This is a genomic window from Paraburkholderia ginsengiterrae, assembly GCF_001645125.1.
Lineage (GTDB): Bacteria > Pseudomonadota > Gammaproteobacteria > Burkholderiales > Burkholderiaceae > Paraburkholderia > Paraburkholderia ginsengiterrae.
In genome coordinates this window covers 15,010-30,074 of record NZ_LXKA01000165.1, presented here as the reverse complement: position 1 = coordinate 30,074, position 15,065 = coordinate 15,010, and the positions used below count along the sequence as shown (strand labels likewise).

Annotated in this window: 13 protein-coding genes; 8 read left to right on the top strand and 5 right to left on the bottom strand. The window is 56.0% G+C overall.

Translation table 11 applies throughout. The features are described 5' to 3' along the window. Positions 1-34: 34 nt before the first annotated feature. From A6V37_RS13125 to A6V37_RS13115, 3 genes are all read right to left on the bottom strand, one after another. Positions 35-928, bottom strand: coding sequence for a TAXI family TRAP transporter solute-binding subunit (locus A6V37_RS13125; protein ID WP_064265719.1), 894 nt, complete (start codon positions 926-928; stop codon positions 35-37). Between the two features lie 79 nt (positions 929-1,007). Further along, positions 1,008-2,261, bottom strand: coding sequence for an LVIVD repeat-containing protein (locus A6V37_RS13120; RefSeq protein ID WP_064265718.1), 1,254 nt, complete (start codon positions 2,259-2,261; stop codon positions 1,008-1,010). Continuing rightward, positions 2,261-3,919 carry an FAD-dependent oxidoreductase gene (locus tag A6V37_RS13115; RefSeq protein WP_064286046.1) on the bottom strand — a complete coding sequence of 553 codons (1,659 nt, stop codon included), beginning with the start codon at positions 3,917-3,919 and terminating at the stop codon, positions 2,261-2,263. Before A6V37_RS13115 ends, A6V37_RS13120 begins: the two co-directional genes overlap by 1 nt. A gap of 700 nt (positions 3,920-4,619) precedes the next feature. On the opposite strand from A6V37_RS13115, the gene A6V37_RS13110 reads away from it, so the two are divergent. The 4 genes from A6V37_RS13110 to A6V37_RS13095 all read left to right on the top strand — a co-directional run bounded on the left by A6V37_RS13110 (position 4,620) and on the right by A6V37_RS13095 (position 8,458). Then, a complete protein-coding gene (locus A6V37_RS13110) occupies positions 4,620-4,859 on the top strand; it encodes a CDGSH iron-sulfur domain-containing protein (RefSeq protein ID WP_064265716.1) in 240 nt (79 codons plus the stop codon). Between the two features lie 362 nt (positions 4,860-5,221). After that, complete coding sequence (locus A6V37_RS13105) at positions 5,222-6,511, top strand: cation:dicarboxylate symporter family transporter (protein ID WP_064265715.1); 1,290 nt, start codon at positions 5,222-5,224, stop codon at positions 6,509-6,511. A 75-nt stretch (positions 6,512-6,586) separates the two neighbouring features. Further along, positions 6,587-7,009 carry a hypothetical protein gene (locus tag A6V37_RS13100; protein ID WP_131799814.1) on the top strand — a complete coding sequence of 141 codons (423 nt, stop codon included), beginning with the start codon at positions 6,587-6,589 and terminating at the stop codon, positions 7,007-7,009. Positions 7,010-7,315: 306 nt separating this feature from the next. Beyond that, positions 7,316-8,458, top strand: coding sequence for a porin (locus A6V37_RS13095; protein WP_064265713.1), 1,143 nt, complete (start codon positions 7,316-7,318; stop codon positions 8,456-8,458). Positions 8,459-8,518: 60 nt separating this feature from the next. Here A6V37_RS13095 and A6V37_RS13090 read toward each other — a convergent pair whose 3' ends face one another. Beyond that, on the bottom strand, positions 8,519-9,481 hold the full coding sequence (locus A6V37_RS13090) for a LysR family transcriptional regulator (RefSeq protein WP_165614399.1): 963 nt from the start codon (positions 9,479-9,481) through the stop codon (positions 8,519-8,521). Between the two features lie 342 nt (positions 9,482-9,823). Between A6V37_RS13090 and A6V37_RS13085 the strand changes: the two genes are divergently transcribed. From A6V37_RS13085 to A6V37_RS13070, 4 genes are all read left to right on the top strand, one after another. Next, positions 9,824-10,744, top strand: coding sequence for an amidohydrolase family protein (locus A6V37_RS13085; protein ID WP_082902579.1), 921 nt, complete (start codon positions 9,824-9,826; stop codon positions 10,742-10,744). Between the two features lie 75 nt (positions 10,745-10,819). Further along, entirely contained in the window at positions 10,820-11,746 is a 927-nt protein-coding gene (locus A6V37_RS13080) for a dihydrodipicolinate synthase family protein (RefSeq protein WP_064265711.1), read from the top strand. A gap of 58 nt (positions 11,747-11,804) precedes the next feature. Next, entirely contained in the window at positions 11,805-13,028 is a 1,224-nt protein-coding gene (locus A6V37_RS13075) for a hypothetical protein (RefSeq protein ID WP_064265710.1), read from the top strand. A 2-nt stretch (positions 13,029-13,030) separates the two neighbouring features. Continuing rightward, positions 13,031-13,789 carry a hypothetical protein gene (locus A6V37_RS13070; protein WP_064265709.1) on the top strand — a complete coding sequence of 253 codons (759 nt, stop codon included), beginning with the start codon at positions 13,031-13,033 and terminating at the stop codon, positions 13,787-13,789. A 74-nt stretch (positions 13,790-13,863) separates the two neighbouring features. Here the strand turns inward: A6V37_RS13070 and A6V37_RS13065 are convergent, their stop codons facing one another. Continuing rightward, positions 13,864-14,964: an NADH:flavin oxidoreductase/NADH oxidase gene (locus tag A6V37_RS13065; protein WP_064265708.1), complete on the bottom strand. Its 1,101-nt coding sequence runs from the start codon at positions 14,962-14,964 to the stop codon at positions 13,864-13,866. Positions 14,965-15,065 lie beyond the last annotated feature (101 nt).

The window sequence follows — 15,065 nt, the reverse complement described above, 5'->3', positions numbered from 1 at the left end:
AGGCTTGCGAAGTCCGTCGCGCAGGTGCCCGGCGTCAAACGATATTGTCTACATCTTTGTCCGCGAGGTAGCGCAAGACGCCGGGGTGAATCCGTTGCAAGTTAGGGGAAGCGGCCAGGGTATTTTCCGGCCGGGTCTCGGCACCCTGCGCAACGCGCTGGACCAGTCTTGCATGAGCGAAGTCAAGTGCTTTTGCAAAGCGGTAGGCCAGTTCTTCATCCAGGCTGATTCGGCCCAGGATGTAGCTCCATGATCCAACTGCCTGGATTGGTTCTGCTTGCCCCGCGTAGGAACCGGCGGGGACGACAATGGGTTTCAAAAAATTGTGCCTGGCGCGGATCTGTTCGATCTCGTCGGCCGCTAGTCCGATCAATCGGCCGCCCCCATTTGTGATCGCGGTGAACCCTGGCCAGCCAATTCCCGCACCCCATTGCGCTGCAACCTTGCCCTCGGCCAGCATGACTGGACCATCAGCTGCCTTGTCGAGAAAGTGCGGCTCAAAGTCCTGTTCTCTGTCCAGACCCAACCCATCCATCACGTACTTGCCGAGCAGGGTGATGCCGGATGCACGCGTGCCCCACGCGATCGGTTTGCCAACCAGATCCCGCACACACCTGGCAGTGCTGTCACCCCTGACTGCGAACATTCCCGGGCTGGAATAGATAGCCGCGATGATTTTCAGGTTCGAGGCGGATCGGCCGATTCCTGCGAAAGCTTCATAGGCCGGCTCACCTGCGACCAGCGCCAGGTCGAGCTCGTCCGCTTCCAGTAGACGAATGTTCTCTGTGCTGCCGGCGGTGTTTCGTGTTTGTACCAGCAGCGAGGCATCAGTCTCGTTGATAGCGGCGGCGGCCGCATCTCCGTACAAGGGGAAGCCGCCCCCCGGCGTTGCTGTTCCCAATGAGATTTTTGTAGACAGATCGTTCATGTTCGTGACTTTTCGCTGAAGCGGATTCAATTGATTAGCGGTGGACAGCCGGTCAACACACGGGTTACCTGGTTATTTGCTAACCCTCAAACTGCAGAATGTGCAGACCAGCATTCGGGTCAGTCAGGTAGATCAACCCTTCCGGGTCGACGAAGATATCACCTGACTGCACCACGGCGGGCGCGTTCGGTCGAGAATCAATCATGCGCGCAGGCGGTGGTGGCACGTAGTGCGCCAACTCCACCGGCTGGAATGGATCGCGAAGATCATAGGCCCGAACGCCTGCATTCAGGTACGTGGCGAAAACGATGTCGGAACTCTGAAACGATCCAGGACGGTTTTCGTGCAGGTTGTGGGGGCCGAATTTCCCTCCTTTCTGGCAGTAGTCGAACTCTTTGGGTACCGGCAACGTTGAGATCGGCACGGGAGATTCAGGACGTCGGATATCGACGACCCAAATCCGCGGAATACCATTTGCGCAGTTCACGGTAGTCGCCTCATCCGCAACGACCAGCAGGTTTCGCTCGGGAAGCGGCAGTGCGGTGTGCGTTCCGCCGGTGAATGGCGGGCTCCAGTTCGAGTGGCTGATCATGACCGGCTTGGACAGGTCACGGATGCTGTGGATCGTGATGCCGCCGTCGCGCCATGCGCCGTACGCGAAATCACCCGCAATGATCGCATGGTGAGCCGCATGGCGTTTTCCGGCCGGCAGTGCGGATAGCTCGCCACCTGCGATCCATTGACCGGGCAGCCACCACCTGCTCACGATCTCGGGCCGCTCCGGGACTGAAAGATCGATTACCGCCATGACGTGATCTGTGTAGCCTTGTTCGTGCACGGCGACGTACGCATATCGCCCACCGGTCCACCAGATGCGATTGACGCCGAGACCCGGTATCTCAAGAAAGGCGATCTCTCGCGGTGTCGATGGCACGCTGATGTCGTAGATCCTGACGCCGGCTGCGAAGGCGAGCTCGTTGTCCTTGAATGAAGTCGTCAGCGTACTCGCGAAATACTTGCTTTGGTCCTGAAACTGGGCGAGCGTCCAGATGCTCGGACCATTGATTGCCAATAGCAGCTTGTCGGCGACCTGAAGGTGGTGCGAACGCGTGTTTTTGGGCATCGGCACGAACGCCACAGCCTCCGGCCTTCGTGGATCCCTGACGTCCAGCACACTGAACCCGTCACTGAACATATGGCCGACATAGGCAAAGCCCTTGTGCACGATGACTTGTACGCCATCGGGTCGCGCACCCTGGTCGCTGTATGCGACAAAGGAGATGTTCTTCGCGGAGTCCGCTCTTGCTATGGAACTGCTGCCGCTCGCTGACATTAGATCTCCGTCGCCTCTCGCACACGCGCTGCGCCGCGAATGACGTCAACCAGCTTCACGGGGTCGGCCGGAACGGCATTGCCACGCCAGGCGACATACTGGTCTGCGCGCACCAGCGTTAGGCCCATTTCATACTGACCACCTGCTTCTGACGGTTTCAGGTCAAGGACTTTGATCGGAACTCCGCGCTTGTGGGCTGCCTGAACAAGCGGGCCAATGTTGATAAGCGGATCGACGCGAACCAGCGTGTAGTACGGGCCGAGCTCGTCGTAAAGAGAGCGCCGGCCGTCCAGCCATACGTGCGGTGCACGGCAACCGGGCACCGTGGACGGTTGATACTCGTGCATCGAATACGCCGGCTGCTTCGCGCCGTCGTAGGAAATGATCGGCGAGTCGCCGTAGTAGTAGCCGTAGTTGAGGCCGGCCGAGCATTGTTGTTTGAGCTCGAGATCGTGTGACTGCTCGCCTACGCGTTTGCGCGATGCCTCGCCAGCAGGGCTGTCGTCCTCGATGTCCGCTGGGACGTTGCGACGCTGCTGCATAACGGCAACGGCTACTTCGGTGATGATATGGGAGATCTGTTCCGTGATTGGCTTTCGCTCCGCTTCATATGCGTCAAGCACGCCTTCGCCGGCCCAGCCTTGCAACGCTGCCGCGAGGATCCACGCGAGATCGGCCGCATCAGCGATTCCTGCGTTCATGCCGTAGCCGGCGGCGGGAATCCACAGGTGGCAGGCGTCACCCGCAATAAAGACTCTCCCATCCCGCATTTTGTCAGCGACCATCCGCCGTCCCACCCAGTTTTCTTTCGAGATGATCTCGTACTCGAAGTCCGGTCCGACTCCGAGAAGCTGGCGGATTGCCCAGTCCCGATCGACCTCGTCGTAGTCTTCGTTGTTGTAGAGGAAGTTGTGAACATTCCAGTGCTCCTTACCGTCAATCGCGATGACGGTACCGCTGCGCCGCGGGTTCAGAACGTAGTACATCCACGCCGGATTCGAGCCGATGAGCGACATCAGCTTGGGCGCGCGAATGAAGCTGGACTGCACCTTCTGGATTTGGGGTGTACCGATGAACGTGGCACCGATCATCGTGCGGATGATGGAGCGGCCACCGTCGCAACCCACCAGATAGGCACCGGCGATTTCCTTGAGCTCGCCTGAATCCAGGTCGCGTACGCGTGCAATCACTCGATGCTTTTCCTGAACGTATTCAACGAATTCGTGCCGGTTCAGGATTTTGATCCGCGGTTGTTGTGCCGCGTGCTCGAAGATGACGGGTTCAAAGAACAACTGGTTCACGCGGTGCGAAGGCTCGGGAGTGGGGAACCAGCTGTCAGGGGAGGCCACACCTTGTTTCCTGCCATTGCGCGACGGCAGGACAAGCCGGGATAGCTCAATGCCCGTGACGCTCGTTGTTGAGAGCACATCGGTGCTGTGGTCAGGAGGAAGACCGACTTCGCGGATTTTTTGGGCGATGCCGAGCCGTCTGTACACCTCCATCGAGCGCGACGAAACGGAGTTGCATTTGACCGCGGGGCGTTCTCCGTCCGCGCGCGCTTCGACCACCACGACCTCTACGCCTCGCCATGCCAGGTCCATTGCCAGCGTCAGGCCCACAGGACCAGCGCCAACCACAATCACTTTCGATTCAGTCATGTTTTGCTTGCTCTGAGTTGTATGGGGTACTGGACCGTGTGTCGGTTCGATCGCGTGGGATCTCCTGAAGGTCCAACCTGCAGGGCATCTTAGGGAGCGACTCCGTTACGTGGAAGCTGCAATTTCGTCTACCCCTATAAGGAAGACCGATGGGTGTCGTCGACGTTGGTGTGCGTGGCGAGGGCGGGAGTCATTAGGTCTGCCGATAGGGTCAACGGAATATCCAGCTTCCGCGGTGGAATGGTCCCGTTGAAAATAACTGGATTGCCTGGAGCGCTGCACCTGACACAGTTGAAGGGGATGAATTCAGAAGTCCGTCGGAAACGAACAGATCTTCAGAAACGCTGGCGCTTCGCGAACCCTTTGCTGAGAGACAACTTCCATGCGACACCATGCAAGCCTGATGGGCAAATTGAGGATACGATATTTGCGTGGAGTCGGCGTCATCGCTCCGGGACTATTGAACTGCTTCCTAACCTGCGTAGCCGGTGCACTCGCCAATCTTGCGTCCGAGCACTGGAGCCAGAGCGCCTGGAATCTCCTGACACGGCGGATACTCGTTGGCTATCTGGGAGCAGTCGGCGTTGTCGTTCTATTGCTGCCGTGGCTTCACCAAATCTCGGCAAATCGGCGAAGAAATCGGGCTCGACTCGGAGGTCGGGTCCGACTTCCAAACACCTTCATTGAAAGGAGAATCATTATGTCAAAGGGCAAAATCGCGGCCAGGAGCCCGTTCGCTGTTTCCGTTGAGGCCGGCAAGGATTACTACTGGTGCCGCTGTGGTCTGAGTCAGTCGCAACCGTTCTGTGATGGCAGCCACAAAACCACCGAGTTCACACCGGTCAAGTTCACGGCCCAGGAAGACGGAACGGTTTACTTTTGCGGTTGCAAGCAGACCGGATCGAGCCCGCTATGCGACGGTTCGCATAACTCCCTCTAGCGTGACAGCGAAACGCGGCGGCTCACATGCGCAGCCGCCGCCACTGCGCGTCCCTGAGCTTCGCCTCAAGTGGCATAAGCAAAACCGATAGGGTTAGCGGAAATTCCAGCTTCTTGCCAAATTCGGATGGACCTAGCATTTGGTGTGGAAACGCCCGCAAAGACATTAATTCTGAAGTTTGAGGGGTTGTAGAGGCGGTACTTTGCGCACTCCGTCTTGTCTTGAGTCTGACTGGCTCTATGAATCGTAATACGAATCGCCTCGCCGTGGTCCGCAGGCGAAGCCTGTTACGAGACTGGAGAGAGCGATTGCGCTCATACGTTCGGCGCGCGGAATATCAAAGCATAAAGGAGGAGACAGACATGTCGAAGCGTGGAGCAAATCAGCGCCGTTGGTATCGAGGACGTACGTTCCACGTTCTTGTGGCGGTGCTCATGGGTATTCTGGTAGGTCATTTCTTTCCGAATGTCGGAGTAGAAATCAAGCCCCTTGCAGATATCTTTGTGCGTTTGATAAAGATGGTGATTGGACCTATCGTCTTCATTATGATCGTGACAGGTATTTCCAATGCTGGTGACCTCCGCAAGGCAGGCCGCATCGGCTTGATGGCGCTTGTCTACTTTGAAATTATCACCACCGTGGCGCTTGCGCTGGGTTTGTTGGTTTCCAACATTGCAAAGCCAGGCGGCGGGGTTCCCGTTGCCGCTATAACAAGATCTGCGTTGCCAAATGCCTCGAAAGGAGCGGCGACGACATGGGTCGACACTGTAGTCGCGATATTTCCAGATAATGCAGTGAAGGCCTTTGTGAATGGGGACCTGGTGCAGATCATCGCGTTCTCGATTTTCTTTGGCTGCGCGCTTGCGTTGATGGGCGCTCGTGGCAAACCCGTTGAGGAATTCTTCGAGCGAATTGGGGTTGTGCTGTTTGGCATTATCAAGATCGTCATGAAATACGCGCCAGTTGCGGCTTTTAGCGCCATTGCTTTCAGCGTTGGAAAGTATGGCATCGGCTCGCTGCTTGTCCTGGGTAAGCTGGTCGGGTACATGTACCTGACGATGGCTTTCTTCGTCTTTGCCGTACTGGGTCTGATTGCTCAGCTGAACGGGTTGAGTCTTTGGAGGCTTTTGAAGTACTGCAAGGAAGAGATCATTCTTGTCCTCGGAACCGTTCCAAGCGAGACGGTGCTACCCACGCTGATGGAGAAACTGGAAGCACTCGGCGTCTCCAAGCGCGCTGTCGGACTCGTCATGCCGACGGGCTATTCATTCAACCAGATCGGTGCCGCCATCTATCTCTCGATGTCGGTTCTATTCATTGCGCAAGTCTACGGTATCGATCTTGGCATGTCGGAGCAAATCGGGATCCTGTTGATACTCATGCTGACATCCAAAGGGTCGGCCGGCGTCACCGGCAGTGCTTTTGTCGTGCTCGCGTCGACTGTGGCATCGACGCATGTTGTGCCCGTGGAGGGAGTGGCACTTCTCCTTGGAGTTGAGCAGTTTATGTCGATCGGAAGAGCGACGCTGACGGTGATCGGTAATCTTGTGGCGACGGTAGTTGTGGGCAAGCTGGCAGGAGAATTCGATTCATCGATCGCGCTGCAATGCTACAAGAAACATTTCGAAGACCCGTCAATGGTCAGAATTTAACTACAACGCGCTATGCAAAGTTGGGTGCATGCGATTGCGCTGGAACTGTCAACTAGTTATTGAACCGGAGGTTTTATGGGAAGCTCAAACACACATTCAAAAATCGGTGCAATTCTTTACATCATCTGGGCTTGTCTGCATTTCATGGCAGCACATTCGGTCTATGTGCTGGGCCGATCCATGGATTCGTCAATGGTCCAAGGGCGCGTTTTCCAGGATGCCTTCAATCTTATGTTTTTCTCAATCAGTGCGATCGCCGTAGCGATTACCTTGAACTGGAAGAACAGCATCTGGGGTTATTGGATCAACTTCGCTACTGTTGGCATCGCAGATGTCGGATTCATCCTCTTTGTCATCGCTCCCGGTCATATGCCTGTCTGGCCTGGGATTCTAGGCCCGGTGTTCTGGGTGCTAGCGGTGATCTTCTCGACAATCGCGGTACTGACGCGAGATGAAAGTGCCGCAAAGAACCAACTGCAGACTTCTTCTGCCCATTGAATGAGCGTAGGGCGAATGGACTCACCGGCCATCTGGTTGCTTTGCGACCAGAATAGGTTGCGCAAGAAGGACGCCGACACAACGGTCATAGCATCAGTTTCACATTCGACGTCATCAAATACTGCGAGTTATTAGTAAAAATCGCTCTCACCTGAATTAACTATGTTGGCGTCAAGACACCATCCGGCCGCCGTGTTCATGAGTCAGTGAGTTGGGTTCGGTCTGCCGTAAGAAAGAGAATAGTTTGAAAGAATAACTAACTTAATAATAGTTTGCATAACGTAATAAATACAGAAGGAGGAAGACATGAAGAGAATTGCATTGGTTTTGCTTGGAGGGGCATGCATGTCAAGTGCCGTTTGTATGAAGGCTGAGGCACAAAGCGTTACGCTCTACGGAATCGTGGATACCGGCATCGAATATATCAATCACGCGAATTCAACTGGCGCTTCTGTCGTAAGAGAACCTTCTAATACAGGTACCGTGCCGTCGAGATGGGGGTTGACCGGCAAGGAGCCATTAGGCGGAGCGTGGAAGGCGATATTTACGCTTGAGAGTGGATTCGATGTTGGGACCGGACTATCTAAGCAAGGAGGGCGGTTGTTCGGGCGTCAGGCGTTTGTCGGAATCGACGGGCCTTATGGCACGCTGACGTTTGGTCGGCAATACTCTATGCTGGTGCAAGAGCTTTCCCTGTTCAGTTCGGTCGGGCCAAACATCTATGGATTTGGATCGATAGATCCATGGATTCCGAACGCGCGGTCTGATAACAGCGTCGCCTACAGGAAGGACATCGGCAACCTGAGTGCCGGTTTTGCCTATTCGTTCGGGCGTGACAATTCACCCACTGGAGGCTTCAACACGCCGGGAGAGGGGACCTGTGCCGGCAGCTTGCCCGGCAATGCTTCCGCCTGCCGGGAGTGGTCGGCCATGCTGAGTTACGCCGGGGATCCGTGGGGTGTTGGAGTTGCATATGACAGTCAAAATGGTGGACCGGGTTCCGCCGTGAATTTGTTCAATGGTGCAGCGCCACTCCCTTTCACGTCGAGTTCCAATCGAAATACGCGCATGCTCGCCGACACCTACTTGAAGTTCGGTGCGTTAAAAATTTCGGCACTCTGGGAGCATCGGCACGTTGAACCGCAAACGCTATCAGGGATGGGAATTACCTCGGATCAAGTGGCGCTGGAAGCGCTGTACCAGATTACGGCTGCGCTGTCAGTTGAAGGGTTGGTCCAACGGATTGTCAATTCGCAACAGGACACGAGAGCCAACATGGAGATGGCTAACATTACGTATTCATTGTCCAAGCGGACGGCGCTCTATGCCAATCTTGCCTTCCTGCAGAACAGCCGCAAAGCCGCATACTCGGTCAGTCTCGGCGGGACCACGCCCGGTACTGGTATGAGCCAGGTAGGTGCAATGGTTGGAATCCGACATAGTTTCTGACCGGCCCGCAACTAGAGGCGCATTTGACGAAGGCGTTCCCGGGCGCACAAGAGATATTCATCAGCGGCGGCTTGCGCCAGACGTTGAATGCGTCGCGGGCGGGCCCATCGATTTCGTGATAGCTCTCAGATGCTCGACGAAACGTTCAACAACCGGGCTCAATGCTCGTCTCTTCAATGTAATGAGCGAGATCGGTGGCGGCGTTAGATGCACGTCATCCACCTCCAGGGCGGTGATTGACCATTGCTTGGCATTTCCCGATAACAAAGAAAAAGGCAGAACCGAAATGTAGCGTCCCGTTGACAGCAGCTGGTTGCGAAGCAGAATTGAAGCTGCATTCACGACAACATTCAACTTGATGTCTCTTTTTTCAAATTCTGCTTGAACGAACTTTTCAATGATGGACGACGGCGGAATGATCCACGGTTCGCCGGCGATTTCCGTAAGCGCAATGTTGTGGCGACTTGCCCAAGGGCTACTCGTTCCGGCGACGATGCAGTGCGGATCTTCGAACAACACTTCGACATTCAGATCATCGTCTACAAAATTCACAGGCATGCGGGCAAGTACAAGATCGACGACGCGCTCATGCAGCTCGCGATGGTCCAATGTGGTCGTGTCTTGTTGAACAACGCTGAAAACGACGTGCGGATATTGCTGCGAGAAAAGGCTGATCGCGCGCGGCAGTAGATCGGCGGACAAGAATTCCGCACAGGCAATGCGGACTTCTCCAACCTCTGGATTAGTGAGGAACTCAATGTCATTGATGCCTTGCATCAACTCGTCAAAAACCACTTGACCACGCTTGAGAAGGGCATCTGCGTAGATTGTAGATTCAACGCCTTGCGCATGGCGATTCAGAAGCCGCACACCTAGCGCAGCCTCCAGGCTTGCTATGGCCTCCGATACCGCGGGCTGGGACATTCCCAAGTGGGATGCGGCCTTCGCCATGCTCCCCCACCGAACCACGGCCGACAAGATGTAAAGGTCGCGGAGCTTCATCCGCTTGCCGATTCGATCCATCCAGACTGATGGTGTGCGTATCATCGGAATTGCCAATAGGGTTAGAGGTAATTGCAGCTTCCTGCGGTTGGTTTCAGCTTATATCATTTTCTACATGAAGAGAAGATAGATGATGCGATCTCTCTGTATGGCAAAAAGCACCTAATCTAAGTTTGATATTGATATGAATTACTACATAAAGTGCAGGGCCATCTCTGGTTCATTTATATCGTTAAGTGAACACGTTGCTCAGTTTCATTCTTGATGCGCCGCACGTTAGAGCATGTTGTGTGACGTCTTTTCGGCCGAGTCGGAACCAAGGGCGATAGGTCATAAGGTCACGCCACGCCCAAGAAAATCATAATGCAAACCTTTGTCGAATCGCTTTATATGAACTCAATTGGCGATAGTGCGCCCCAATGTGCTGGACCTCTGACTAACCTGGTAGTGCCGCGTGCCGCGCTACCGGCCCATGCGTGCGATAGTCATCTCCATATCCTGGGACCGTCAGCCCGCTATCCCTACAGTACTGAACGTATCTATACGCCGCCGGACTGCCTCCTGGCGGACTACTTGCCTCTTCAAAGTAGCTTGGGTTTGACCCGTTGCGTGCTTGTCCAACCAAGCGTCTATGGCTCTGACAACAGCGCGCTGCTGGAAGCTCTTCAAAGCCTCGGTAATGCGGCACGTGGAGTTGTCGTCCTGAGTGGTAAAGAGTCGATTGGCGAACTGCGAGATATGGATGCGGTCGGAGTTAAGGGGGTTCGAGTCAACCTCGTAGATGTAAAGTCCCCCAGCTCTAATCTACCTATACAGGCGTTACTTAGGCTGCAAGAACGCATCTGGCCCTTGGGATGGCATCTGGAACTGCTCGTCCACGTGGACAGATATCCAAACCTTGATGAGGAACTCGGTTCGCTTGAGGTGCCCATCGTCTTTGGTCACATGGGGTACCTCTCGCGGGGCGTCGATCCCGATCATCCGGGAATGACAGCCATGCTGGCGCTTCTTCAGTCCGGTCGCGCCTGGGCCAAGGTAACAGGTTCCTATCGCATCGGTCTCGAAGAGCCGCCCTACGATACGGCCGCGCTAATTGCGCGCAGGCTGGCGAAGCACTGCATGGAGCGGCTCGTTTGGGGAAGCGATTGGCCGCACGTCATGGTGAAGGGGCCAATGCCTCACGACGCTGACCTGTTGGATGCCGTCACTGATTGGATGCCTGAGCGGGCTCAACAGCAAGCCTTGTTCTCGAGTAATCCAGCAAAGCTATATCAGTGGGTCTGAGGAAACGCCATCTAATCCGTCATCCCCGCGTGAGAAATCAGGGTATTTGCGAAGTAAACTACTGGAGGTTAGATCATGAGTACGCTGTGCGGAGGGGTATGGGTACCCGCTACGACCCCGTTTCTAGCCGATGGGCAAATCAATCGTTCATTGTTTGTGGAGCATTGCCGGCACCTGATAGTTGAAGGAGCCGACGGTCTGGCAATTCTGGGTACTACCAGCGAAGCCAATTCGCTGAGCGTTTCTGAACGTCTCGATCTGCTAAATCTTCTGATCGATAAAGGCACCAGTCCAGAGCAACTCATGCCCGGCACAGGCTCGTGTTCCATCGCCGATGCGGTGCAATTGACCAAGGCCGCGGTTACGGCCGGCTGCGCGGGGGTTCTGGTGCTGCCTCCTTTTTACTATAAGGCTGTCGATGATGAAGCGCTGTTCACATACTTCAGCGAACTGATTGAGCGCGTTGGCGAAAAGGGTTTGCGGGTATATCTCTACCACATCCCTCCGGTAGCGCAGGTTGGGTTCAGCCTTTTCCTGATCGAGCGATTGCTGAAAAGGTATGGCTCCGTCATCGCGGGTCTCAAGGATAGTTCCGGAGATTTCAAGAATACGCGAGCGGTTATCGATGCGTTTCCCTCTTTGAGAGTTTTTCCTGGCTCCGAATCTTTCCTGTTGGACGGCCTGCGAGTTGGTGCGGTTGGCTGCATCTCGGCGACGGGAAACATCAATGCGCGCGAGATAAAACGGGCCTACCTGGGTTGGCGTTCGGCGGCAGCTGATTCACTTCAAGCTGGGATTACCCGCAGACGGCAGATTGTCGAGTCTTTCCCCCTTATTCCCGCTATCAAGGCCGTGCTCGCTCACCGCTACGCGGAGCCTACATGGCGGAATACACGAGTACCGCTCATGCCGCTCGGCGAAACACGTGAGAGAAATCTAATTGAGGCGTTGGTTGAAGGTGGCTACGCGCATTTTGCTCAACATGGAGGCGTAACCCAATAGCTGCACGCGGCGTGCACCGTCGGCTCGATTTGAGTCGTACCTTGGAAGGAGACAAACCATGCGTGTTAAGAAAGTAGCCACCGCAATTGTGAGCGCGGTAATCATGACCCATGCATACGGGACCAACGTCAGTTCAATTTCTCGAATAGAATTTGGTCCCAATGGCGTTTTGTTTGTCGCCGATTGGCGGGCATCGCGCATCGAGGCTATCCGGTTGCCTGCCGCGCCGGCTGTGACTGCAAGTCCATATAACATCGACGACCTCGCCCTATTGCTCTCGAGGGCAGTCGGTGGGGCGGCGGTTCGAGTTGCCGACATGAAGGTGCGCCCAGGAACGGGATTGGTCTACGTCGCATACGAATTTGGACCAACAGGTATCCCGGCGATCGCTGAGGTCACTTCACAAGGCTCGGTGCGAAATATCGATTTGAATGCGGCCGGCGCGACCGACATTACGTTAAAGAATGCGACGACCGCTAACGTAGCATTCTGGGGGAAAATTCCCGAACGCAGCATGACGGTCACTGACATGCGATGGAACGGCAATGAACTATTCGTTGCCGGACTCTCGAACCAGAGCTTTGCATCATCATTGTGGCGGATGCGTTACCCATTCGACGGGAATCCAAGCCTGACGTCAATCGAGATTTATCACACTACCCACAATCAGGTCGAAACACGTGCCCCGATTCGCACGATGACATTTGCTAATCTCAATGGCACGTCCTATCTCGTTGCCGCATACATGTGTACGCCGCTCGTGACGATTCCACTCGATGCGCTGGTTGATGGCGCGCACGTACGCGGTAAAACGATCGCTGAACTTGGCTTCGGAAATACACCGTCAGATATGATCTCTTTCAGCAGTACGGGACAGAGCGGCACAACGACGAATATTCTCCTGACCAACTACGAGCGCAGCGCAGACTTGATGCCGGTCAGTACCATCGCGAACGCGAATGCCGGATCGGGGCTGACTCAGTGGGTTCCGTTCGGGCAGATACAGGGCATTCAACCAGAGGCCTTGCCCTTATCAGGGGTCAAGCGAATCGATAACCTGAGCGACCAATACGTTGTCGCTCTGCGCGACAACGTCGAGTGGAACAAAACGCAACTCGTGACGTATGACAAATCGTACTTCTTTCGTAGCTCGGATTACGTTTCAGAGTATGCGTTCCCAGGATACCAATATCCGCCGGGATTCGAGACCAACGTCATTGAACCGGTAGAGAAGCAACTCATGCAGGAAGAGGGCTACACGAGCCCATTCAAGATCTACTGACAATGAAGTTGCTTCCCCTTGCCGTATCGCTGGCAATTGCTTGCGCCGTGGCTAGCAGTCAAGCCACGGCGCAGACCGTAATTGCAGTACGACCGTCGTGCGCGTCGTTGCCGGAAAACCTGTTGCGGCTGTCCATCGTTTTCGCAGAACGGCCAACACAGCCGGTGATTCCGAGCCTGCAACTCCTCCGTGACGACGGAACGATCGTTGATAACCCGTTCGATCAGCAGGAGTTGTGGTCGCCCGACGACCTTACTCTGACCGTCCTGCTTCAACCTGGTCGGGTCAAGACGGGACTTGTCGCACATGACACTTTGGGTCGCGCGCTCGTTGCCGGCGAGCACATCCGGCTTACGCTCAAAGGGCAGCAGATCGCAAGGTGGAACGTGACAGCAAGCAATACGACGCCACTTGCTCCCAGCCGCTGGATGATCAATCCGCCGCGGGCCGGCACACGCGCGCCACTATCCGTGATGCTGGGCAAGCCGATCGACGCGATGGGCCGTGACATGGTAGCCATCGCGGGACCTGATGGTCGACGCGTGCCTGGCAAGGTCACACTGTCACGCGGTGAAACGCGGTGGTCTATGGTGCCAAGCAAGCCATGGATCCCTGGTGACTACGCAATCGTGATTAATGCTGAACTGGAGGATTCGTCAGGGAACCGGGTGGGGGAGTCATTCGAGCATTCCACGACTTCCACGGCGGAGTTGCCAGCCGACACCTCAGTGCCCTTTCGCATTCGACGAGCGATTCAATGATTGACGCGGTGACGTGACAGCCATCTTTCTTGCCTAAACTCAGCGGACGTCAACTGCCTCGGAGACGCCGCGGCTTACTCAGTAACCGCATAGCTTTCGAGCCAATGAGCGTAGGGTGCGGGAAGTGTCCACGACGCCCGATCGATCCCGAGCTTGCGCGCGGCTGAATACGCCCAATGAGGATCGGCAAGATGCGCACGCCCCACCATCACGAGGTCGAGCTGTCCATTTTCGACGCACCGGTTTGCGAGTTCTGGCGTATCGATGCCCCACGCCGATGCAACAGGTAGTTGCGCTTCGCGACGTATGCGTTCGGCAACGGGCACGAGGAATGCGGGCGCCCACGGAATTTGAGCTGCCGGTGTGGAGAAGCCTACGCTGACGCTCAGCATGTCCAGACCCGCACGCTTGAAGTTCTTTGCAAGTTCGATGGATTCGGCGAGGGTCTCCTCGTCGCGTCCGTCGTATTCGATGACGCCGAAACGGGCGGTCAGCGGCAGGTGTTCAGGCCATACATCGCGCACCGCCGCCAGGGTCTCCAGCAGAAAACGGCTGCGGTTATCGAGGCTGCCGCCATAGGCATCGTTCCGTTGGTTCGAGTGCGCCGAAAAAAAGCTCTGGCCGAGATAGCCGTGTGCGAAGTGCAGTTCGAGCCATTCGAAGCCGGCGGCCTGCGCACGTTTCGCGGCCGCGACGAAATCCTCGCGTACGCGGACGATGTCCTGAAGCGTCATTGCCGCGGGCACTCGCGGCAGATGGTCGCCGAATGCGATGGACGACGGCGCGATGGTCCGCCAGCCGCGAGGATCTCCTGCAGCGATGTGGTCGCCACCTTCCCACGGCCGGTTCGAGCTGGCTTTGCGACCTGCATGAGCGAGCTGGATGCCGGGCACCGCGCCGGCCGCGCGGATTGACGCGACGATGGGCGCAAAAGCCTGTGCCTGCTGGTCGTTCCAGAGGCCGGTGCAGCCCGGCGTAATTCGACCCTCCGGCGACACCGCAGTCGCCTCGACGATGACGAGGCCGGCGCCACCGCGCGCGAGTCCGGCAAGATGCACGCGATGCCAATCTGTGATCAATCCGTCGACGGCGTTGTACTGGCACATCGGCGGAATAGCAATGCGGTTGCGCAGCGATACGTCCTTGAGGTTGAAAGGGGTAAATAAAGCAGACATCCAGCGTGCTCCCTGAAAAATCGCGATATCAGGTGATATCGATGCAGGTGACGCTCGACTCAGTCGACACGTCTTTATGACGCATAGAATTGTCCTGTTGC

Bases quoted from the DNA above. Each gene is read 5' to 3' on its own strand.
- A6V37_RS13090 (WP_165614399.1), bottom strand. From the start codon at position 9,481: ATGGATCGAATCGGCAAGCGGATGAAGCTCCGCGACCTTTACATCTTG.
- A6V37_RS13110 (WP_064265716.1), top strand. From the start codon at position 4,620: ATGTCAAAGGGCAAAATCGCGGCCAGGAGCCCGTTCGCTGTTTCCGTT.
- A6V37_RS13115 (WP_064286046.1), bottom strand. From the start codon at position 3,919: ATGACTGAATCGAAAGTGATTGTGGTTGGCGCTGGTCCTGTGGGCCTG.
- A6V37_RS13100 (WP_131799814.1), top strand. From the start codon at position 6,587: ATGGGAAGCTCAAACACACATTCAAAAATCGGTGCAATTCTTTACATC.
- A6V37_RS13085 (WP_082902579.1), top strand. From the start codon at position 9,824: ATGCAAACCTTTGTCGAATCGCTTTATATGAACTCAATTGGCGATAGT.
- A6V37_RS13070 (WP_064265709.1), top strand. From the start codon at position 13,031: ATGAAGTTGCTTCCCCTTGCCGTATCGCTGGCAATTGCTTGCGCCGTG.
- A6V37_RS13105 (WP_064265715.1), top strand. From the start codon at position 5,222: ATGTCGAAGCGTGGAGCAAATCAGCGCCGTTGGTATCGAGGACGTACG.
- A6V37_RS13120 (WP_064265718.1), bottom strand. From the start codon at position 2,261: ATGTCAGCGAGCGGCAGCAGTTCCATAGCAAGAGCGGACTCCGCGAAG.
- A6V37_RS13065 (WP_064265708.1), bottom strand. From the start codon at position 14,964: ATGTCTGCTTTATTTACCCCTTTCAACCTCAAGGACGTATCGCTGCGC.
- A6V37_RS13125 (WP_064265719.1), bottom strand. From the start codon at position 928: ATGAACGATCTGTCTACAAAAATCTCATTGGGAACAGCAACGCCGGGG.
- A6V37_RS13095 (WP_064265713.1), top strand. From the start codon at position 7,316: ATGAAGAGAATTGCATTGGTTTTGCTTGGAGGGGCATGCATGTCAAGT.
- A6V37_RS13080 (WP_064265711.1), top strand. From the start codon at position 10,820: ATGAGTACGCTGTGCGGAGGGGTATGGGTACCCGCTACGACCCCGTTT.
- A6V37_RS13075 (WP_064265710.1), top strand. From the start codon at position 11,805: ATGCGTGTTAAGAAAGTAGCCACCGCAATTGTGAGCGCGGTAATCATG.